Here is a 20,309-nt window from a genome sequence, read left to right on the forward strand (position 1 = left end):
CCGCCTAACCACCGCTACACCACGACCCATCCCACGCCGCTTCGCGACGCGGGATGCTGCCGCGTGTCTACGTACGGTTCGATTTTCGAGTTAGGAAACCGATGCTCTATCCCCTGAGCTACGGGGGAGCGAGGGCCAAGTCTAGCGACCTTGGGGTTTCCCTGGGTGGCAGGGAGTGGCCCTCGCGTACCCGCGCCTCCCGCACCCCTGTCCGCCCAGTCCAGGAGCACGCCGGGTCCGGGAGCTGATCGCTCCGACCGGACCCGGCGTCACCCGGCCGTCAGCCGTTCATCTTGGCGAGGTGCCGCTCCTTCGCCTGAGCGAACACCTGCTTCACGGGGTCGAGCGCCTGGACGAACTCCAACTGCTCACCCTCCGGACCCTTGCAGTAGATCAGGGCCCAGCCGTTCGACTTGCCCTCCCGGATCTTGTTGGTGTTGGAACTCGCCGGCGCGGCGAGACGGGCCGCGTCGGTTCGTACCGTCACGACCCGGTTGGCCTTGACCTGGCTCATGCCCCGTCGGGCGCTCTCCGCCTCCAGGTCGGCGATGAACTTGTTGAAGTCGACGTCGTCGCGGATATGGAAGCAGATGTGCATGGAACGCGGGTAGGCCGGGCTCATCCGGTCGCGCGGCTGCGCGAAACTCCGGCCGGTGCCCTGCGGCTGGTTCGCGTCGCGGTACTGCAGGAGTTCGATCACCACGTTGTCGAACTGCACGAACCGTACGTCGAGACGCTGTTGTCCACCGGCAAGGTCGGGAACCCCGATCGATTTCGGATCGACCTTCTGCTCGGCGGCGAGAATCTCCTGGTCGGTGAGGATCGTGTTGTGGATCGCCTGCCCCTGGAAGTCGCCGTCCCGCATCACCTCGGTCCCGCCGAGCACCTCGGTGTAGAACTCGAACGCACGCTCCATGTTGTCGACCGTCAAGCCGAAGTGCTGGATGCCCTGCAGGCGCAGGCCGAGCGCGACGCCGTCCGGGTTCGGTCGGGATGCCGGCGTGCTCGGCGCGGCCGGAGCGGCACCGCTCTTCGCGGCCTCGCAGCCGGCCACAGTGGCCAGCGCGGCACCTGCGCCGGCCACCGCGAACAGACTACGCCGAGAGATTTTCGACGAGGTCACTTCTTCCACCCTGACATCCCTTCGAATGACCGCCCTACGGATACCTATGAGTTTGATGGGAGCGAATTGACGAACACTTCATTTCCACTTCAGCCGAGCGCGATCACCGAGCCCGAGAATTCACTGAGAATGGCACGTTTAAGCAGTTCGCCCGTTGGGCATTATCTTCTAAATTTGGCCGCCGCTTTCCCAGGGTGGAAGCTTATGACCCGAGGATCTTGGCGGCTTCGTCTACCGGCGGGGACTTTCGAGGCGGGGGTTCCTGACAAGCGCCGCGTTGGCGGCGACCGGAGTGTCGTCCGCCTTTGGTCTGCTGCCCGGCGCCGCTCGGGCTGCCGGCAGTTATCAGAGGCCGTGTGGAAATGTGCGGATCTCAAGCTCCTGGCAGGATCACCGGGACCGGTACTCCCGTCATGGCCGCGGCGACCGGCACGATCCGTTTCGTGAAGACCGACACCTGCACCTGTCGACGATCACCGTCTCCACCGGCCAAGGTGTGTCACGAGGGCAGACGATCGCCTACACCGGCGCTTCGGCGAACGGCAGTGACTCCGGAGTCGGCCCGCATGTAGTTCCCCAGGGCACCAGCAAGCCGCGAGCGGTGGTCCTCGGTGGCGACAGCAACGCCGCCGCTTCGGTGCCGCCACCCGGAACTGGGCGAACCCGATCAGGAGCCGACAGGGCGGATGCCACCGCGCTCAAGGGTGTTGACCAGGTCCAGCACCGGGTGCCCGCCGACCAACGGCAGTTCGGACTCGTTCTTCGGCGCGGGCTGGCCGGTCCGGCCCGTACCCCCGGATGGTGCCGGCCCGGCGCGGAGGTGGTCCTCCGCGCCGGGCCGTGACACGGGTCGTGGTCAGGAGGCGGCGCAGCTCGCCGTCGCGCCCGGACCGGTGCCGGTGCCCTGGAAGCCGAAGTTGGTCGACTGCCCGGCGCCGACGCGTCCGTTGTAGCCCACGTTGGTATACCGGATGGTGCCGCTGGTGCCGCTGGCCTGGGCGTTCCAGACGCCGGTGACCGCAGCGCCGCTGGGCAGTGTGACGGTCACGGTCCAACCGTTGATCTCCGTGGAGCCGGCGGTCACGTTCACGCTGGCGGTGAAGCCGCCGGACCACTGGTTGACGGCCACCGACGCGGAGCAGCCGTTACCGGTCGGCGGCGGCGTCGTGGGGGGCGGGGTGGTCGGCGGCGGCGTCGTGGGGGGCGGCGTGGTCGGCGGGGCCGACGTCGGCGGCGGGGTCGTCGGTGGGGCCGTGGTGGGCGGGTTGGGCACACCGTCGGCCAGGCTGTAGGCCAGGTCGGGCTGGAACGAACCGGCCGTGTAGCGGCAGCCGTCCGCCTCGCCCGGAGGCTTGACCCAGAGGTACGCGTCGATGTTGTTGTCGCCGGTGTTCGTCGTCGGGTACATCCCGATGCGCCGGTCGGTGTTGTCGTCGCCGCACCAGTCTCCGCTGGCGCCGCCGTTGCGGCTGGTGTCGATCACCTGGCGCTTGCCCGAGATGCCCATGCCGTTGAGGGAGGAGATGACCGCCCGGCCGAAGTTCACCTCGCTGGAGGTCGGGTTGTAGTTCGACACGTTGCTGAAGAAGCCGTCGGCGTACTGCACGCCGGCCGCCCGGAGCCGGTTGGCCGTCTCACCCGCGCTGTTCCAGGTGGAGTGGCCGGCGTCGAGGTAGACCTTGGCGTTGGGGTTGGCCGACTTGATGGTGCGGGTGGCCGTCGAGATCGCCTGGCTGCGGGCGTTGATCTCACTGCTGTTCAGGCAGGTCAGCAGGGCGAGCGAGTCGGTCTCCAGGATGATGATGAGCGTCTGGTTGCCCAGTCCGCGGGAGAAGTTCGACACCCACGTCTGGTACTGGTTGAGGTCTGGCGCACCACCGGCGCTCGCCCCGCCACAGTCCCGGTTGGGGATCTGGTAGACCGCGAGCACCGGGATCTGCTGGGCCGCGTTGGCGGCGCCGACGTACGCGGCGGCCTCGGACTGCGCGGTCGAGATGTTGAAGTTGGCGAACCAGCGGGCCTGCGGCTGACTCGCGATCTTGTCGCGGATGACTGCGGCACGCGAGTCGCCGGGGTTGGCGGCGACCCAGCGGACCACCGCCGAACTCGGGTCGCGATAGAGCGATCCGGAGATCGTGCCGGCCGACGCGCCGCTGACGGCGAGGCAGACGCCGGCGGCAGTGGCGCCCGCCACCGCCGCCACGCTGATGGCCGTCGATCTGCGACGCCGGAGGGAGAGGATAGCCACGTCGTGTTTCCTCCTAATCACATTGATGTATCTAAGTTTATGGGAGCGTTCCCATGAAGGTAGCGGAGGGGCGGGCCGGTGCCAAGATGCGCGAAACTTTCGGTACGACCGGAGACGGCCCACCAGCACGGCAGCGCCCGGCGGGTGCCGCTGCCGAACTGCCGGCCCTGCACGCCGATGCGACGCGATGATTCCCGACGACGATCCATCGCGCTCGCTGACCGTGGCGATCCCCGACGATCCCGGCACGACGTTCATCTCGCTGGCGGGCAACACGTACGCCATGCTGATCACCGGTGAGCAGACCAACGGGGCGTACTGCCTGATCGAGATGCGCGTGCCGGACGGTGGTGGCCCGCCGCCGCACCGGCACGACTTCGAGGAGATGTTCACGGTCCTGGAGGGCGAGATCGAGTTCACCTTCCGGGGCGAGAAGCACGCGGCTGGGGCGGGGTCCACCGTCAACATCCCGGCCAACGCCCCGCACAACTTCCGCAACGTCTCTGGCGCGCCGGCCGGCATGTTGTGCATGTGCACGCCCGCCGGCCAGGACGAGTACTTCATGCGCGTCGGCGACGTCGTCGCGGGCTGGGACGCGCCGCCGCCGCACCTGTCGCAGGAGCAGCTCGCGGAGCGGCGCCAGCGGGCCGTCGACCTGGCGCCGAATTACCGCAGCGAGCTTCTGTAGCCGACCCGGCGGCGACCGCACCCGCATGTGCGATCACCGCAGGGGCACAGCGGAACCCTCGCTACGGGCGTAGCGCCTTGGCGGCGGGCGTCCAGGTCGACTCGTTCCTGACGTCGGCCACCGTGATCCCCCCTGGCGATCTTCTCCAGCTCGGCCTGGGGCAGCCGGTTGCCGCGACCCACGGAGCTGATCTGGAGGACGACCGTGCCGTCGGCGTTCCAGATGTTGCAGAAGCCGCCGTCAGCGTTCCGGTCGCCTCCGTCGGACGCCTTGGCACCTGGTGGCCCCGGGCTCGGACGACTGGTTGGAGCTGGTGTTCGGCGTGACGAAGATGTGGAACCCGTTCGCGATGCCGTCCTCGGTGGCGTCGTAAGGCGAGGTCAGGCCCGAGGTGGGCGCGGCCGGCTTGGTGTACGTCGCGCCTCCGTAGTCACCGACACGGGCGGCCGCGATGCCGCTCAGGCCGGGCATTGCGTGCGAGCCGATCTGCAACGGCGCGTAGCGTCGTACCCGGTGAAGGTGAAGTGGAACGGCTCGGGATCGGGCCACGCGGCCTGGCCGGGCGCGGACGTCGCCGCGCCGGCCGGGGCCGGCGTGATGTTCCGCCCGGCGCTCAGGGTGGGCAGCACGAGCACACCGGCGACCGCGACGGCGACGAGACCGGCCGCGCCGGCAGACGCGAATCCGGCGCGACGACGCCGCACGGCCCGCCGCCCCAATGCGATGATGTCGTCGACGGTACGGGCCATCGGGGGCTCGTCGCCCGTGACGGTGTCCACGAGATCACGCAGCTGCACTGGTCCACTCCTTGATCGGCTTCCCGGTGAGACTGACGCGTTCGCCGCCGAGTGACTCGCGCAGCTTCGCCAGGCCACGGGAGGCCTGACTCTTGGCCGCGCCGACCGTGCAGTCGAGGACACCGGCCGTGTCCTCAGGTTCACGTCGGCTGCCTCCTCATGACGGAGGTAGAACGGAAACCCGGCACCAGGAAGTTGCACCGGCCGGAGGAGTAGTTGCGCGACCACTCCCAGTGGCGTCGCCGGAGCGTCGCGAGTCGCGCCGAGCCCGTTCCGAACCAACGCCGCCGCTCGAAAACCCGGCCTCGGAAGCGATTGCTTATGCTCGACGGGTGAAGGACAGCGAGCAGGCGGTGCTGACCGGAGTGTTGCAGGCCGCTGAGGACGCCGCCCCCGTGGAGGCGGTCGAGGCCGTCACCGGCACCATCGCCCAGGCGCTGCACGCGTCCAGCGTCTCGCTGCTGATCGCCGACCTCAGCGGCCGAGCACTGGTCCGGCTGACCCACCAACCGACCCCCGACGGCTCGGGCCGTCGCCAGGACGAGGAGGCCGCTGAAGTCCTGCCGTTCGATGGCGGCCCCTACGAGCAGGTCCTCCGTCAGCAGAGCACCCGGGTGATCCCCGGTGATGGCCGGTGGACCGTGCTGGCGCCGGTCACCGAACGCGGCGAGGCGATCGGCCTGCTGGAGATAGAACTTCCCCACGAGCCGGACGAGTCGATAATCGCGCAGGTCGCCCGCACCGCGCACGCGCTGGCGTTCGTGGTCATCGCCAACCGCCGGCACACCGACCTGTTCGAGTGGGGTCAGCGCAGCACCCCGTTCACCCTCTCCGCGGAGATCCAGCGCCGGCTGCTGCCCGCCGCGTTCACCTGCGAGGCGGGCGCCTTCGCCCTGTCCGGATGGCTGGAACCGGCGGCCAGCGTCGGTGGGGACACCTTCGACTACAGCCTGGCCCGGGACCTGCTGCACCTCAGCGTCACCGACGCGATGGGGCACGGCGTTGCCAGCGCGCTGACCGCCACCCTCGGGGTGGGCAGCCTGCGCAACACCCGCCGCCGCGGCGACAGCCTCGTGGCGCAGGCCGACCAGGCCAGCCGGGCCGTCGCGGAGCACGCCAACGTGCCCGGCGCGTACGTGACCGCCGTGCTCGGCCGGCTGGACCTGCATGCCGGCCGCTGCGAACTGCTCAACGCCGGGCACGTCCCGCCGGTGCTGGTCCGTGGCGACCGGGTCGTACCGGTGGAACTGCCCAACAACTTTCCGCTGGGCATGTTCCCCGAGGAGCCCTACCGCAGCGGGGAGATCGCCCTGCTGCCGGGCGACCGCTTGGTGATCGTCACCGACGGGGTGCGGGAACGCAACGCCGCCGATCTGGACCTGGCCGGGGCGCTGCTCGAGATCACACATCTGCATCCGCGCGAGGCGGTCCGGGCGCTGTCCGACGCCGTGCTGGCGGCAGCCGGGCCGGTGCTGGCCGACGACGCGACCCTGCTCATCATCGACTGGTACGACGACCACGGGCCGCGCCGCAGCGCCGCCGGCGCTGACATCGCCCGCGCCAGCGCCTTCTGAACGACGCTCAGGGCGCCGCCGGGGACGCCTCCTCGGCGTCTTGCACGGTGTCGAAGGAATCGATGACCCGGTCCACCGACGTGATCGAGAGCACCTTGCGCACCGCCGGACGGACACCGGCCAGACCGAGCCAACCGTCCCGCGCCCGCATCTCCTTGTAGGCGACCACGAGTGCGCCCAGGCCGCTGGAATCCATGAACCCGACGTCGGTGAGGTCGACCACCACCACCCGGGCGCCGCTCTCCACCACCTCGAGCAGCCCGTCCCGCAGCCGAGGCGTGGTGCTCATGTCCAGGTCGCCGGCGACCTCCACCACCGTGCCGACGTGCCCTCGCCGGGTTGCCAACGCGAATTCCACCTGTCCCCCTCCCGTGCGCTACGCCGGCCCGCTCCGCGGCGCCTGATCGGTGTTCGCCTCCACCGTGCCAGAAACCGAGACCGACCGCCCGCACAGGGTCCTGACCCGTCAGGGTGGCAGCGGGTATCAGAGCGCCCGCACCTGGGTATGACAGGGTGGTCCGGGCTGGCGACGCCCGGGCCTGGGAGGGAGCTACGCGATGCGGGTGGGCATGACGCTGGCACTCCCCCGCCAGGCGTCGACGGTGGCCCGCGCCCGGCAGATACTCGCCACCCTGCTGAGCCTGACCGATGTCGCCGACGACGTCCGCGCCAACCTGGCCGTGGTGGTCAGTGAGGCGTGTTCCAACGCGGTGATCCATGGCGATCCCGACAGCACCGTCGACATCGCCATCCGTATCGACGACGACGTGTGTCTGATCGAGGTCGGCAACCGGGGCCGCGCGCCGGACGCCGCCAAGCTCCACGCCGACCTCCCCGCGCCGCTCACCATCGGCGGCCGAGGGCTGCCGCTGATCGCCGCGCTCTCCGACACGGCCACCTTCGTCGCCGGGCCACCGGACCGGGTGCTGCTGCGCATCACCAAGAGCCTCAGCGAGGTACGGGCAGCGCCCTAGCACCGGACCCTCGCGGCACGCCGCAACCCACTCGACACAGCATTGACATATTTCACTGCCAGATCTAGCGTCGGGGCCGAATCGATTCGGCCGTGGACCGGCGCTCCGGCACCGTCCGACGGTCGGCCGCGTGGCGTTCGGGCGTACGGCGTGGGCCACCGACGATTCGACGACCCTCTGGTCCCGCTTGGGCGGCGAGGCCAGCGGTGGAGAACCCGTGGCGACGAGCCGACTGGCCGCCGTGGGCACACCGCGTCGGGGGTTCTTGTCCGCGCCGAGCGGCGTCGGCGGCGGTGAGCGGTGGCGTGTCGTGGCCGCCGTGGATCCCTTCACCTTCACTTCGTGCCGATTGGCGGAGCCCATCATGACAAGACGTAGACCCATCCTTGGTTCCCTTGCGACGGCGGCGCTCGTCGTCGCGACCGTGGGGGCGGCGATAGTGACCGGCGGTGCGAGCACCACCGCGTCGGCCGCGAACGTCACGGCGGCCGCGGCCACCGCCGGGTGCGGCAAGGCACCCACGTTGACCAGCGGTCAGCGGTCCATCCAGAGCGGCGGCCAGAACCGCAGTTTCATCCTGCGGATTCCCGACAACTACGACCGGAACCACCCGTACCGGCTGATCTTCGGATTCCACTGGAACGGCGGCACCATGAACGACGTCGACGGTGGTGGGTCGGACGGGGCCGCCTGGTCCTACTACGGCCTGCGCTCGCAGGCGAACAACAGCACGATCTTCGTAGCCCCCCAGGGGAACGGCAACGGCTGGGCCAACCCGGGCGGCCAGGACGTCACCTTCGTCGACAACATGATCAGCCTGATCGAGGCCGACCTCTGCGTCGACACGACGCAACTCTTCGCGCTCGGCTTCAGCTACGGCGGCGGCATGAGCTATTCGCTGGCCTGTTCCCGCGCCGGCGTCTTCCGCGCCGTCGCGGTCTACTCGGGCGGGCAGCTCAGCGGTTGCGGCGGCGGCACCCAGCCGATCGCGTACATGGGAATCCACGGCATCGGGGACCCGGTCCTCAACATCTCCGCCGGGCGGTCCCTGCGCGACACCTTCGTCCGGAACAACGGGTGCACCGCGCAGAGTCCTCCCGAGCCGAGAGCGGGCAGCCTGACCCACATCACCACCACCTACTCCGGCTGCCGGGCCGGCTATCCCGTGGTGTGGGCGGCCTTCGACGGCGGGCACACCCCCGGGCCGGTGGACGGCGGCGGGGACAGCGGAGCGCGGACCTGGACCAAGGGCGAGGTGTGGAGGTTCTTCACCCAGTTCGGCAGCACCGATCCGACGCCGAGCCCGAGCCCGACCGTGTCGCCCACCGGCAACCCGACCACGCCGCCGCCCAGCAGCACCTCGGCGGTGCGCAACACGGCCTCCGGACGTTGCCTGGACGTCAACGGCGGCTCGCAGGCCAACGGCGCGACGGCGATCATCTGGGACTGCCACGGTCAGAACAACCAGAGCTGGACCTCGACGGCCGCGCAGGAGTTGCGGGTGTTCGGCGGCAAGTGCCTCGACGTCAACGGCGCCGCCACGGCGAACGGCAGCTCGGTGATCATCTGGGACTGCAACGGCCAGTCCAACCAGCGGTGGCGGTTCAACTCCGATGGCTCGATCACCGGAGTCGGTTCCGGTCGGTGCCTCGACCTGGTCAACAACGGGACCGCCAACGGCACGCGCGTCCAGATCTGGGACTGCAACGGCGCCGCCAACCAGCGGTGGAGCCGGAGCTGAGCCCAGCGACCATCCTCGGAGCACGACGGTAGGGGTCGTGGTGCTGCCGCACCACGGTCCGGTTCGGCGGCGGGGCCATCCGGTTCCGCCGCCGAACCACCCGGACCGCACGCACGGCATTCATCAAATCTTTTCGCTGCGCCGCCCGAGTCCATCGACGCAAATGGTGGTAGACGCGCGTGGTTGAGGCGTTGACCCGCGATCTATGCGGTGCTTAACATATGACGTCTACTCATCAACGATCTTCGATCATCGGCCGCTGTGCCATGCGACAGCTCGACAACCTGCCGTACGGCTTCGGGCGTCCGGAACGGTCAGGGAGGCGAATCAGATGTTCCGTAGAGAGGGCCAGCGGCGCGGCGCGGGCGAGGCGGCACGCCGGTCATGGCGACACACGCGGCGTCCACGTCGGTTAACCGCCGCGCTGGTGGGGGCGCTCATGGGGGCGGCAGCCGTGTTGACCGCCGTCGCCTCCCCGGCACAGGCCGCGACCGCCATCACGATCAACGGCGGGTCCGGTGGACGGGCGCTCGACGGGATCGGCGCGGTCAGTGGCGGTGGCGGCAACAGCAGGCTGCTTATCGACTACCCGGAACCGCAGCGCAGTGACATCCTGGACTACCTGTTCAAGCCGGGCCGTGGCGCTGCGATGCAGCTGCTCAAGACGGAGATCGGCGGCGACACCAACTCGACCTCCGGCGCGGAGCCCAGCCACGAGCACACCCGGGGCAGCATCAACTGCAACCGGGGCTACGAGTGGTGGCTGATGGAGCAGGCGCGGACGCGCAACCCCAACATCGCCCTGGCGGGCCTGGCCTGGGGAGCGCCGGGCTGGATCGGCAACGGCAACTTCTGGTCCACCGACTCGATCGAGTACCTGGTCGCCTGGCTGGACTGCGCGGGCACCCACGGGCTGACCATCAACTACCTCGGCGGGTGGAACGAGAAGGGCTACAACGCCACCTGGTACAAGAACCTGCGGTCCACCCTGAACTCCCGCGGCTACAGCAACGTCAAGATCGTGGCCTCGGACGACTTCGGCTGGGGCGCCGCCGACGAATCACTGCGCGACCCGGCGTTCGCCAACGCCGTGCAGGTCTTCGGCAGCCACTACGTCTGCGGCTACCGCAGCGCCCAGACCAGTTGCCCCAGCTCCAACAACGCGATATCCACCGGCAAGTCGCTGTGGGCCAGCGAGAACGGATCCGACGACTACAACGCCGGCGCGCAGGCGCTCGCCCGGGGCATCAACCGTGGCTACATCGACGGCAAGATGACCGGCTACATCAACTGGCCCGCCATCGCCGCCATCACCCCCAACATCCCGTGGGCGACCACGGGCGTGGCGGTGGCGCAACAGCCCTGGTCCGGTGCCTACTCCATCGGCAAGAGCACGTGGGTGATGGCGCAGACCACGCAGTTCACCGCCCCGGGCTGGCGCTACCTCGACGGATCGACCGGCTACATTGGCGGCAACCGCAACAACGGCAGCTACGTGTCGCTGAAGTCCACCAACAACAGCGACTACAGCACCATCATCGAGACGATGGACGCCGGGTCGGCACAGACCCTCGACTTCACCGTCACGGGCGGGCTGTCCACCGGCGCCGTGCACGTCTGGTCGACGAACGTCAGGTCGAACAACACCGCCGACCACTTCGTCCGGGGTAGCGACCTCACGCCGAGCGGCGGGCGCTTCTCGCTCACCGTCCAGCCCGGATACGTCTACAGCATCACGACCACCAGCGGGCAGGGCAAGAGCACGGCGACCAGCCCCGCGCAGGGCACTCTTAAGCTGCCGTACAGCGACACCTTCGACAGCTACGACGTCGCTCGCGAGGCCCGCTACCTGATGGACCAGCAGGGCTCGTTCGAGATCGCCGCCTGCGGCGGTGGCCACTCGGGTCGGTGCGTACGACAGATGTCCGAGCAGACGCCGATCTTCTGGACGTCCGGCCAGGCCGAGCCGTACACGTTGCTGGGCGACCTGAGCTGGCGCAACTACACGGTCTCCTCCGACGTCATGCTGGAGAAGTCCGGTTACGCGCAGCTCATCGGACGCGCCAACACGTACAACCACCAGGGGCCGCAGAACCTCAACGGCTACTACTTCCGGGTGACCGACGGTGGCGCGTGGTCCATCCGGAGCAACAACACCAGTGGTAACTGGCGCACGCTGGCCAGTGGGAACACCTCGGCGCTGGGCACCGGCCGCTGGCACACGCTGGCGCTGACGCTCAACGGGAGCACCCTCACCGCGAGCATCGACGGCACCACCGTCGGCACGGCCTCCGACTCAACCTGGGTCGCCGGTCAGATCGGATACGGCACGGGCCAGGGGGTCACCGCGCAGTTCGACAACCTCTCGATCACGCCGGTCGGCAACTCCGGTGAGCCGGGTCCGACCGGGACCATCCGGGGCGCGGGCTCCAACCGGTGCCTGGACGTCAACGGCCAGAGCCAGGCCGACGGTTCGGTCGTGCAGATCTGGGACTGCAACAGCGGGGCCAACCAGCAGTGGACGCTCACCTCGAGCAACCAGCTCACCGTCTACGGCGACAAGTGCCTCGACGTTGCGAGCACCGCGACGGGGAGCCGCGCCCGGATCATGACCTGCAACGGCGGCAGCGGCCAGCAGTGGCGCGTCAACGGCGACGGCACGATCACCGGGGTCGCCTCGGGGCTCTGCCTGGACGTCAACGGCGCGGGAACCGCCAACGGCACCGCCGTCCAGATCTGGACGTGCACCGGCGGCAGCAACCAGCAGTGGATCCGCGGCTGACCGACAGGAGTCCGATCGAGGACCCCGTACCCGATTGACTGGCTGGCTGCCGGCCGCTCACCTGAGCGGCCGGCAGTCGCCTTTCCGGGCGGCCGCCGCGGGCTCCACGTCGGAGGGTGAGGGCGTATCGTGTGGTGGCCGCGCCGCCGCCGGTGTCATTTCCCGAGGCGGCCGTCAGCCGTCACACGGGGGAGGTCTGATGGCGCAGTTTCCCAGCGCCGATTTCGGGGCGGCGACCGAGCGGTTCGTCGCCTCCTGGTCGGCCGGCATCTCGGAGCGGGCCGCCCGGGCGCACGAGTTGTCGGAGCGCGTGGCCGCGATGTCGGCGACCGCCGAGGGCGCGGAGGGCGCCGTCCAGGTCACCGTCGCCGCGTCCGGCGCGATGACCGACCTGCGGCTCGACGACCGGGTGCTGCGCTGGCGGGCCGACGAGATCGCCGCCGAGGTGCTGGCGGTGATGCGCCGGGCGCAGGGGCGGTTGGCCCCGCAGGTGGCGGAGGCCGCCGCGGAGACCGTCGGCGCCGACTCCGAGACCGCCCGCGCCGTCGTGGGCAGCTACGAGACGCGCTTCCCGGAGGTGCCCGAGGAGGACGAGCAGGGGTACGGCCCCTGGGGTGACCGTGGGCGCTGAGGCAGCCGGGTTCGAGGTCACCACGGCGGCGGTGACCACCCATGCCCGTTCCGTCGACCGGGTCTCCGGGGGTATCGGCGTCGCACACGACGCGGCGGCGTACGTGCGGATGGGCGGCGACGCGTACGGGCACCTGCCTGTCTGCCAGGCGATCCCCTTCCTGTTGGACTTCCTCCAGGGCCCGGCCGCCGACGCGCTCGCGGCGGCCCAGGAGGCGCTGCACAGCGCGGCCGGAGCGCTCGACGCGACGGTGGACGCCTACCACGACACGGATTCGACGATCTCCGCCTCCCTCGGGCGGATGCACCGGTGAGCACCGATGTCGCAAACCCGCTGATCGCCGCCCGGCAGGACACCACCACCTCGTACAGCGGCCTCGGCATCGTCGAGAGCCTCGTCGACCTGCGCAACGGCATCGAGAGCGGTTCCTGGGTCGACCTGAGCATCGGCGGCTTCGGCACGTCGATGGAGGTGCTGGCGACCTGCGTCGACCCGGTCGGTTCGATCGTCTCGTGGGGGGTGGCCTGGCTCATCGAGCACGTCAAGCCGCTCTCCGACGCCCTCGACTGGCTGGCCGGCGACCCGGACCAGATCACCGCGTACGCGCGGACGTGGCACAACGTCTCACGGCAGGTCGGCGACCAGGCCCTCGCCCTGTCCGAGGCGGTACGCACCGAGATCGCCACCTGGACGGGCCCGGCGTCCGAGGCGTACCGCCGCTACAGCGACCAGCACCTGCGCCACCTGGCCGGTCTGGCGGACGCCACCGATCTGATCGGCACCGTCGTCGAGGGCGCGGGCCTGCTGGTGGCGCTGGTCCGGGAACTGGTCCGCGACCTCATCGCCGACTTCGTCTCGGTCCTCGCCGTCCGGCTGTGGGTGTGGCTGGCCGAGGCCGGGCTGACCCTGGGTGCGGCCACTCCGCTGGTCGCGGCACAGGTCTCCTCGCTGGTCGCCAAGTGGGCCGCCAAGGTCGCCGGGCTCCTCACGGCGCTGGCCCGCAGCGTCAGCCGCCTGCGGCCGATCCTGTCCAAACTCGGCGAACTGCTCGACACCCTCCGTACGGCGCTGCGGGGCCTGCGACGTACCCCGGGTGGGTCGCACTCCACCGACATGCCGGCACCCGGCCCGGGTGCCCGTGGCTACACCGACCCCGCGGGTGGCGGCGGGCAGTCACCGCCGTGGGCCCGTCAGGACGACTGGCCACCCGACGTCGACCGCGAGCCGGGACGTCCGGGCGGCGGACCGCCCGGTGGCGGCGGACCGCCGCACGGCGGCGGTGGAGGTTCCGACGGTGGTACGACGCGCGGTGGCGGCTCGGGAAGCCACGGCGACTCGGGGCACGACGGCGGCTCGGGGCACGACGGCGGGGAGCCGGCGGACCTCGACGGGTCCGACGCGCCGGAGCCCGGGTCCGGTGCCGATCCGCAGGTGCCCGATCATGCGAGTGACGCCGAGTTGCGGCTGCTCGGCAGGGAGGTGCAGAGCATGACCGAACTCGACCCCGGCGGACACGTCAACGACGCGTACGACGTCACGTTCACCGACGGCACGCACGGCGTCTACAAGCCGAACGTGCCGGAGAACGAGTTCGTCCAGGTGCGCTCGACCATCCCGGAGAACCAGTTGGCCGCCCGTGAGGTCGCCGCCTCGCGTCTGGACGAGGACCTGGGCTTCGGCCTGGTGCCGACGACGGCGCGCTGGGACGGTCCGCACGGGGCCGGTTCGATGCAGGAGTTCGTGGAGAACGCCAGCCCCGGTCGGCCCCCCAACGCCTACCCGGCCGCCGAGAGCGAGCGGATGGCGGTGCTCGACTACATCAGTGGCAACACCGACCGGCACATGGGTAACTATCTGACCGGACCCGACGGCCGCCTCGTCGCCATCGACCACGGCTACTCGTTCCCGGAGTCGAACGGCGAACCACTGCGCTCGGACTTCGTCACGCAGCAGATGAACCGGCCGCTCAGCCCGGAGACGATCGCCCGCATCCAGGACACCGACCCGGCGGTCCTGGCCGACCGGCTCCGCGGCACCGGCCTGAGTGAGCAGGCGCTGTCCGGTGCGATGGACCGTTTCAACGAGATCCGTGGCCGAGGCATGATCACGGGCGAGGCGTGGAACGCCTTCCGCCCGCCGAGCCCGTGGTGAACACGCCGTGGCGAACGAGGAGGCAGGCATGACCGAGCAGGTGGCGACCAGGGTGGCGCTCTACACGTTCGCCCAGCACACCAATCGCCGGGTGGCCGAGTTCCGTTGGCAGCCGGGCCAGCCGGTGTCGCTGACCGTCCTCGACCCGGAATGGGGGGCGCTCGCACAGGACTTCTACGACAACGGCGTGCCGGTCGGGCCGCAGCGGGTGCTGCCGGAGGCCGGTCCGGAGTTCATGCGCGCCCTGCTGCAACGTTTCCGGATGAGCTACTACAAGTTCGTGGACGAGAGCGGCTGACCCACGCCTCCCCCGGCGGTTCGGCGACTCCTTTCGTATCCTGGCGAGGGTGAGCGGACCGTGTCGCAGTGGTCCTTCGACGAAAGCCGTACGGAGAGGGACGACCACACCATGACGGCGGTACCGGACCAGCGGGCGACCGCCGTGCGATCAGAGGACGCCGGGCAGGCGGCGCAGGAGGATCTGCGGACGCTGTTCGGGCGGTCCATCGCGGTGTTCGCGTCGCTGGTGGGGCCTACGCACGTGGTGGAGGCGGCCAACCCGGCGTTCTTCGCCGCCATCGGTGAGGAACGCGTACGCATCGGGATTCCGATCGCCGAACTGCTGCCCGAGTTGGCCGGTCAGGGCTTCATCACGCTGCTCGACCAGGTCTACCGCACGGGTGAGGCGTACACCGGCCGCGACGCCCGGATCGTGTTGGGCGCCGGCCCGCAGGCACGCGAGGCGTTCTTCGACTTCACCTACGAGCCCCGCCGCGACGCCGACGGCACGGTCACCGGCATCCGCGTGATCGGCGTGGAGATCACTCAGGTGAAGCACGCCCAGCGGCTGATGGCCGAGCACCGCGCCATGCTGGAGCAGATCGCGCGTCAGGCGCCCCTGGCCGAGGTGCTGGACGGGATGGCCCGCTGCATCGAGAACCTGGCACCGGACCAGGTGCTCGTCTCCGTGCTGCTCGCCGACGCGGACGGCCGGCACCTGCGGCACGGGGCCGCGCCGAGCCTGCCCGAGTTCTACAACCAGGCCATCGACGGGATCGCCACCGGTCAGGGTGTCGGTTCGTGCGGCACCGCCGCGCACCGGCGGGAGCCGGTCATCGTCACCGACATCGCCATCGACCCCTTCTGGGCGGACTTCCGCGAGCTGGCCGAGCGGGCCGGTCTCGCCGCCTGCTGGTCGATGCCGATCCTGGCCCGTGACGGCGGCCTGTTGGGCACCTTCGCCATGTACCACCGCACGCCGCGGGTTCCACAGGACACCGACCTGGCTCTGGCCCGGGTCTTCGCCGACACCGCGGCCCTGGCCATCGAGCGTCACCGGGTCGAGCAGGCGAAGACCGCCGCCGAGGCACGTGCCAGGGAGGCCCACGAGGAGCTGGCCAGGGCGGTACGCGCGGAGCGGCAGCTACGCGCCGAGGCGGAGCAGCGGGCCGCCACCGCCGCGGAACTCGCCGACCGGATTCGTGCCGCCGCGGCCGCGCAGGCCGCCCGACCGCACCCGGAGCACTGTCAGCTCGGCGGTGTCCAGGGCTGCTCCGCATCCGCCAAGATCAAGATCGCCGATTCGTGGGGCGACTCGGCCTGGGGCTGCGACGCCCACGTCGAGGAGGCCATCCTCAACGTGCGGTCGGTGTTCATCGCCAGCGAGGAACTCGGCGGCCTGGCCGCGTACGTCAGCCGCTGACCGCTGTCGGTCAGGCAGCGACGGCGGCCCGGACGTCGTCCCCGGCCGCACGCAGCCGTGCCGCGGCCTCCTCGGCCGTGCAGTGCGCGAGCAGCAGCACGATGGCCGTCTTGGCGTGGCCGTTCGCCGTGGCGAGCGCCCGCGCGGCCGTGTCGAGGTCGGTCTCGGCGGCCTCCGCGACGATCCGGCGCGCCCGGTCGACGAGCTTCTCGTTCGTGGCGTTCATGTCGACCATCAGGTTGCCGTAGACCTTGCCGAGCCGGGCCATCGTGACGGTGGAGAGCATGTTGCAGACGAGCTTCTCGGCGGTGCCGGCCTTGAGCCGGGTCGAGCCAGTGAGCACCTCGGGACCGGTGGGCACCTCGATGGCGACATCGGCGTGCCGGCTGATGACCGCGTCGGTGTTGCAGGCCACCGAGACGGTGGCCGCTCCGCGTGCGCGGGCGTGCGCCAGCCCACCCACCACATAGGGGGTACGACCGCTGGCCGCGAGCCCCACCACCGTGTCGTGGTCGGTGAGGCCGGCCGCGTCGAGGTCGGCGACGGCACGGGCCGGGTCGTCCTCGGCGCCCTCGACGGCGACACCGAAGGCACCCGCCCCGCCGGCGAGCAGACCGATGACCCGCTCGGGCGGCGTACCGAAGGTGGGCGGGCACTCGACGGCGTCGAGCATGCCGATCCGGCCGCTGGTGCCGGCGCCCAGGTAGATCAACCGGCCTCCCCGGCGCAGCGAAGCCACGATGACGTCGACTGCGGCCGCGATGTCCGGCACGGCCCGGCGGACGGCGTCCGCGACCGTACGGTCCTCGTCGTTCATCGCGAGGAGCATTTCGGTGGGTGACATCCGGTCGAGGTCGGTGGTCTTGTCGTTGCGGGTCTCGGTGCCGAGGGTGCTGAGGTCCACGGGGTGTTCGTTCCTCTCGCTGGTGTCTCAGTCGCCGACCGGGCGAGTGCTCCCTGACCAGTTCGGCGGCGCGCACCGAATCGTTGAGATTCGGTCGGCAACGCGCCGTTCGGGCCTCGCGTCCGCTCGCGTCAGCAGGCTGAGACCACAGCGTAACCAGGCCGGAGGGGCACTGGCAAAAAGTTTCGCGATAGTGTGGGCCAACGTCATTTATTGACAACCCGCTGGTTGGGAGTGAGCCGTGCGTCAACTCGACCTTGTCGTGATCGTGCTGTACCTCGTAGTGATCGCCGCCGTCGGACTACGCCTGTCCGGCAAACAGAAGTCGTCCAAGGACTACTTCGTGGGCGAGGGCAAGCTGCCCTGGTGGACCGTCTCGTTCTCGGTGGTCGCCACCGAGACCAGCGTCCTGACGGTGATCAGCGTGCCCGGTGGCGCATACAGCAGTCAGGGCTTCGGCAACGTCGAACTGGCCATCGGTTACGTGATCGGCCGCGTGATCGTGGCCGCGGTGCTCATCCCGCTCTACAAGCGGGGTGGCTTCGTCAGCGCCTACCAGTACCTGGGTGAGCGGTTCGGCCTGAAACTCCAGGGCCTGGCGTCGGTCACCTTCGTCTTCACCCGCCTGCTCGCCGAGGGCGTACGACTGTTCGCCTCGGCCATCCCGATCAAGCTGCTCCTGGACGAGTTCGGGCTGAACGTCGGCTACCAGGCGATCATCATCGTGTTGACCCTGATCACGGTGGTCTACACCTACCTCGGCGGCATCAAGGCGGTCATCTGGACCGACGCCATCCAGATGGGCCTCTACCTGGGCGGGGCGATCCTGGCCGTCGCGGTGCTCAGCCACGCCATCGGGTTCGACGGCTACTCGCAGGCGCTGGACGCCGGCAAGTTCCAGCTCTTCGACACCAACCTCAACCTGGCGCACGTGCTCACCAGCCCGTTCGCCCTGCCGACCGCGATCATCGGTGGCGCCATCTTCGCGATGGCCAGCCACGGGTCGGACCAGCTCATCGTCCAGCGCATCCTGTCGACCCGCACGCTGCGTGAGGGTCAACTGGCGATGGTCTCCTCCGGCATCTTCGTGGTCATCCAGTTCGCGGCGTTCTCGCTGGTCGGTGCCCTGCTGTGGTCGTACAACAAGGGTCAGACCTTCAAGGAACTCGGCCTGAACAGCACCGACAACCTGTACCCGAACTTCATCCTGCACGCCCTGCCGGTGGGCATCTCCGGCCTGCTGGTCGCCGGCATCCTCGGCGCGGCGATGGGATCGCTGTCGTCGGCGCTGAACTCGATGTCGAACTCCACGGTCGCCGACTTCATCCACAGCTTCTTCAAGAAGGTGCCGTCGGACGACGTGATGCTCCGGCTCGCCCGGGTGATGACCCTGGTCTGGGCGGTGTTCATGGCGATCTTCGCCTGCGCGTTCAGCTCCAGCACCGGAAACGTCTACCTGACCGGTCTGACCATCGCCGGCTACACCTACGGGGCGCTGCTCGGGGCCTTCCTGCTCGGCCGCCTCGTCAAGCGGGCCAACCAGGTCGACGCGGTGATCGCCTTCCTCGTCACGGTGGCGGTGATGACCTACATCGTCCGTTTCGTGAAGATCGACGTGACGACGGCCGGGACCACGACCGCGACCGCCATCGCCGCACAGTGGCTGGTGCCGATCGGCGTCCTGATCACCCTGGTCGTCGGCGCGGTGTCGAGCCGCTTCCACGCCGCACCGGAGACGCCGTACGACCACAGCCGCGTCGTCGATGACGGTGAGGCAACGGCGACTCCCGTGAGCCGGGCGTGAAGGAGGCCGTGATGCGCGTGATCGGCCTGATGTCCGGAACCTCGTACGACGGCATCGAAGCCGCCGCCGCCGAGTTCGAGCTGGACGGCGACACCCTGCGGATGCGTCCGCTGGGTCGGCTCAGCCACCCGTACCCCGACGAGCTGCGGACCCGCATCGCCGCCGCCCTGCCACCCGCGCCGACCACCACCGAGGCGATCTGCGTGCTGGACACCGGCATCGGCCAGGCGTTCGCCGAGGCCGGCGTACGGGCTCTCGCAGAGCTGTGCGACGGCCGGGCCGACCTGGCGGTCTCGCACGGCCAGACCATGCACCACTGGGTGGAGAACGGCGTGGTCCGGGGCACCCTGCAACTGGGCCAGCCGGCCTGGATCGCCGAGGCAACCGGTCTGCCGGTCGTGGCCGACCTGCGCAGCCGTGACGTCGCGGCCGGTGGTCAGGGAGCACCGCTGGTCGCCCTGTTCGACGCGCTGCTGCTGCGCGGCCTGCCCGGCGTTCCGGCCGCTCTCAACCTGGGCGGGATCGCCAACATCACCGTCGTCGCGCCGGACGCCGAGCCTCTCGCGTTCGACACCGGCCCCGCGAACGCGCTCCTCGACGCCGCCGTGCGCCACTTCAGCGGCGGTGCCGAGGAGTACGACCGGGACGGGCGAGGAGCAGCGTCCGGGCAGGTCGACCCGGCGCTACTGCGACGGTTGCTCGACGAGCCGTACTACCGGCTGCCCGGCCCGAAGAGCACCGGCAAGGAACTGTTCCACCTGCCGTACCTGCTCGCCGCGCTGGCCGACGCGCCCACCCCGAACCCGCGGGACGTACTGGCCACGCTCACCCGACTGACGGCGGTGACGGTGGCCGACGCCTGCCGGGCGTACGACGTCACCCGGCTCGTCGTCTCCGGCGGCGGGGCGGACAACCCGACCCTGATGGGCATGCTCGTCGACGAGCTACCCGACGTCGACCTGACGTCCAGCGACGAGGTCGGTGTCGCCTCGGACGCCAAGGAGGCGCTGGCCTTCGCGCTGCTGGGCTACCTGACCGTGCACGGGCTGCCGGGCACCCTGCCCTCGGGCACCGGCGCACGGCATTCCTCGGTGCTCGGCAGCATCACCCCCGGTCGCGCGCCGCTGCGGCTGCCCGATCCGGCCGGCACCGCCCCGAACCGGCTACTGATCGTCGCGTCCGACTGACCG

At 70.1% G+C, this 20,309-nt stretch carries 19 protein-coding genes; 12 read left to right on the top strand and 7 right to left on the bottom strand.

The features are described from left to right. Positions 1 to 280 precede the first annotated feature (280 nt). The 3 genes from ACGFH9_RS29155 to ACGFH9_RS29165 all read right to left on the bottom strand — a co-directional run bounded on the left by ACGFH9_RS29155 (position 281) and on the right by ACGFH9_RS29165 (position 3,371). Complete coding sequence (locus tag ACGFH9_RS29155) at positions 281 to 1,084, bottom strand: VOC family protein (RefSeq protein WP_393225537.1); 804 nt, start codon at positions 1,082 to 1,084, stop codon at positions 281 to 283. A gap of 706 nt (positions 1,085 to 1,790) precedes the next feature. Further along, on the bottom strand, positions 1,791 to 1,970 hold the full coding sequence (locus ACGFH9_RS29160) for a hypothetical protein (RefSeq protein ID WP_393225540.1): 180 nt from the start codon (positions 1,968 to 1,970) through the stop codon (positions 1,791 to 1,793). Positions 1,971 to 1,979: 9 nt separating this feature from the next. After that, positions 1,980 to 3,371 carry a glycoside hydrolase family 6 protein gene (locus ACGFH9_RS29165; protein ID WP_393225542.1) on the bottom strand — a complete coding sequence of 464 codons (1,392 nt, stop codon included), beginning with the start codon at positions 3,369 to 3,371 and terminating at the stop codon, positions 1,980 to 1,982. A gap of 187 nt (positions 3,372 to 3,558) precedes the next feature. Between ACGFH9_RS29165 and ACGFH9_RS29170 the strand changes: the two genes are divergently transcribed. Next, complete coding sequence (locus ACGFH9_RS29170; RefSeq protein WP_393225545.1) at positions 3,559 to 4,059, top strand: cupin domain-containing protein; 501 nt, start codon at positions 3,559 to 3,561, stop codon at positions 4,057 to 4,059. A 240-nt stretch (positions 4,060 to 4,299) separates the two neighbouring features. Here ACGFH9_RS29170 and ACGFH9_RS29175 read toward each other — a convergent pair whose 3' ends face one another. Both ACGFH9_RS29175 and ACGFH9_RS29180 read right to left on the bottom strand, forming a co-directional pair. After that, on the bottom strand, positions 4,300 to 4,530 hold the full coding sequence (locus tag ACGFH9_RS29175) for a hypothetical protein (protein WP_393225548.1): 231 nt from the start codon (positions 4,528 to 4,530) through the stop codon (positions 4,300 to 4,302). After that, complete coding sequence (locus ACGFH9_RS29180) at positions 4,518 to 4,856, bottom strand: hypothetical protein (RefSeq protein ID WP_393225551.1); 339 nt, start codon at positions 4,854 to 4,856, stop codon at positions 4,518 to 4,520. The genes ACGFH9_RS29175 and ACGFH9_RS29180 overlap by 13 nt, the downstream gene beginning before the upstream one ends. Positions 4,857 to 5,188: 332 nt before the next feature. Between ACGFH9_RS29180 and ACGFH9_RS29185 the strand changes: the two genes are divergently transcribed. Next, the gene (locus ACGFH9_RS29185) at positions 5,189 to 6,430 is read left to right on the top strand and encodes a PP2C family protein-serine/threonine phosphatase (protein WP_393225553.1); all 1,242 of its coding nucleotides are present in this window, start codon (positions 5,189 to 5,191) and stop codon (positions 6,428 to 6,430) included. A gap of 7 nt (positions 6,431 to 6,437) precedes the next feature. Here the strand turns inward: ACGFH9_RS29185 and ACGFH9_RS29190 are convergent, their stop codons facing one another. Then, a complete protein-coding gene (locus tag ACGFH9_RS29190) occupies positions 6,438 to 6,788 on the bottom strand; it encodes an STAS domain-containing protein (RefSeq protein ID WP_393225556.1) in 351 nt (116 codons plus the stop codon). 199 nt (positions 6,789 to 6,987) lie between these two features. On the opposite strand from ACGFH9_RS29190, the gene ACGFH9_RS29195 reads away from it, so the two are divergent. The 8 genes from ACGFH9_RS29195 (at position 6,988) to ACGFH9_RS29230 (ending at position 16,411) form a co-directional block, all read left to right on the top strand. Then, complete coding sequence (locus tag ACGFH9_RS29195; RefSeq protein WP_393225558.1) at positions 6,988 to 7,404, top strand: ATP-binding protein; 417 nt, start codon at positions 6,988 to 6,990, stop codon at positions 7,402 to 7,404. Between the two features lie 364 nt (positions 7,405 to 7,768). After that, positions 7,769 to 9,145: a lectin gene (locus tag ACGFH9_RS29200; RefSeq protein ID WP_393225560.1), complete on the top strand. Its 1,377-nt coding sequence runs from the start codon at positions 7,769 to 7,771 to the stop codon at positions 9,143 to 9,145. Between the two features lie 331 nt (positions 9,146 to 9,476). Then, the gene (locus tag ACGFH9_RS29205; protein WP_393225563.1) at positions 9,477 to 11,927 is read left to right on the top strand and encodes a ricin-type beta-trefoil lectin domain protein; all 2,451 of its coding nucleotides are present in this window, start codon (positions 9,477 to 9,479) and stop codon (positions 11,925 to 11,927) included. A 199-nt stretch (positions 11,928 to 12,126) separates the two neighbouring features. Continuing rightward, complete coding sequence (locus ACGFH9_RS29210; protein ID WP_393225565.1) at positions 12,127 to 12,558, top strand: YbaB/EbfC family nucleoid-associated protein; 432 nt, start codon at positions 12,127 to 12,129, stop codon at positions 12,556 to 12,558. After that, the gene (locus ACGFH9_RS29215) at positions 12,542 to 12,871 is read left to right on the top strand and encodes a hypothetical protein (protein ID WP_393225567.1); all 330 of its coding nucleotides are present in this window, start codon (positions 12,542 to 12,544) and stop codon (positions 12,869 to 12,871) included. Before ACGFH9_RS29210 ends, ACGFH9_RS29215 begins: the two co-directional genes overlap by 17 nt. Next, complete coding sequence (locus ACGFH9_RS29220; RefSeq protein WP_393225569.1) at positions 12,868 to 14,709, top strand: hypothetical protein; 1,842 nt, start codon at positions 12,868 to 12,870, stop codon at positions 14,707 to 14,709. The genes ACGFH9_RS29215 and ACGFH9_RS29220 overlap by 4 nt, the downstream gene beginning before the upstream one ends. Positions 14,710 to 14,737: 28 nt before the next feature. Beyond that, complete coding sequence (locus ACGFH9_RS29225; RefSeq protein ID WP_393225571.1) at positions 14,738 to 15,007, top strand: hypothetical protein; 270 nt, start codon at positions 14,738 to 14,740, stop codon at positions 15,005 to 15,007. A gap of 111 nt (positions 15,008 to 15,118) precedes the next feature. After that, the gene (locus ACGFH9_RS29230; protein WP_393225574.1) at positions 15,119 to 16,411 is read left to right on the top strand and encodes a GAF domain-containing protein; all 1,293 of its coding nucleotides are present in this window, start codon (positions 15,119 to 15,121) and stop codon (positions 16,409 to 16,411) included. 10 nt (positions 16,412 to 16,421) lie between these two features. Here the strand turns inward: ACGFH9_RS29230 and murQ are convergent, their stop codons facing one another. Then, positions 16,422 to 17,315: an N-acetylmuramic acid 6-phosphate etherase gene (gene murQ / locus ACGFH9_RS29235; protein WP_393225577.1), complete on the bottom strand. Its 894-nt coding sequence runs from the start codon at positions 17,313 to 17,315 to the stop codon at positions 16,422 to 16,424. A 241-nt stretch (positions 17,316 to 17,556) separates the two neighbouring features. Between murQ and ACGFH9_RS29240 the strand changes: the two genes are divergently transcribed. Both ACGFH9_RS29240 and ACGFH9_RS29245 read left to right on the top strand, forming a co-directional pair. After that, a complete protein-coding gene (locus ACGFH9_RS29240; RefSeq protein WP_393225580.1) occupies positions 17,557 to 19,119 on the top strand; it encodes a sodium:solute symporter in 1,563 nt (520 codons plus the stop codon). A gap of 11 nt (positions 19,120 to 19,130) precedes the next feature. Continuing rightward, on the top strand, positions 19,131 to 20,306 hold the full coding sequence (locus ACGFH9_RS29245) for an anhydro-N-acetylmuramic acid kinase (protein ID WP_393225583.1): 1,176 nt from the start codon (positions 19,131 to 19,133) through the stop codon (positions 20,304 to 20,306). Positions 20,307 to 20,309: the final 3 nt, after the last annotated feature.

The sequence above is a fragment of the Micromonospora sp. NPDC049102 genome (genome assembly GCF_043197485.1).
Lineage (GTDB): Bacteria > Actinomycetota > Actinomycetes > Mycobacteriales > Micromonosporaceae > Micromonospora.

What these genes read in the sequence shown, in the direction of transcription:
- ACGFH9_RS29170 (WP_393225545.1), top strand. Translation starts at nt 3,559, where the DNA reads ATGATTCCCGACGACGATCCATCGCGCTCGCTGACCGTGGCGATCCCC.
- ACGFH9_RS29175 (WP_393225548.1), bottom strand. Translation starts at nt 4,530, where the DNA reads ATGCCCGGCCTGAGCGGCATCGCGGCCGCCCGTGTCGGTGACTACGGA.
- ACGFH9_RS29195 (WP_393225558.1), top strand. Translation starts at nt 6,988, where the DNA reads ATGCGGGTGGGCATGACGCTGGCACTCCCCCGCCAGGCGTCGACGGTG.
- ACGFH9_RS29200 (WP_393225560.1), top strand. Translation starts at nt 7,769, where the DNA reads ATGACAAGACGTAGACCCATCCTTGGTTCCCTTGCGACGGCGGCGCTC.
- ACGFH9_RS29205 (WP_393225563.1), top strand. Translation starts at nt 9,477, where the DNA reads ATGTTCCGTAGAGAGGGCCAGCGGCGCGGCGCGGGCGAGGCGGCACGC.
- ACGFH9_RS29210 (WP_393225565.1), top strand. Translation starts at nt 12,127, where the DNA reads ATGGCGCAGTTTCCCAGCGCCGATTTCGGGGCGGCGACCGAGCGGTTC.
- ACGFH9_RS29225 (WP_393225571.1), top strand. Translation starts at nt 14,738, where the DNA reads ATGACCGAGCAGGTGGCGACCAGGGTGGCGCTCTACACGTTCGCCCAG.
- ACGFH9_RS29230 (WP_393225574.1), top strand. Translation starts at nt 15,119, where the DNA reads ATGACGGCGGTACCGGACCAGCGGGCGACCGCCGTGCGATCAGAGGAC.
- ACGFH9_RS29245 (WP_393225583.1), top strand. Translation starts at nt 19,131, where the DNA reads ATGCGCGTGATCGGCCTGATGTCCGGAACCTCGTACGACGGCATCGAA.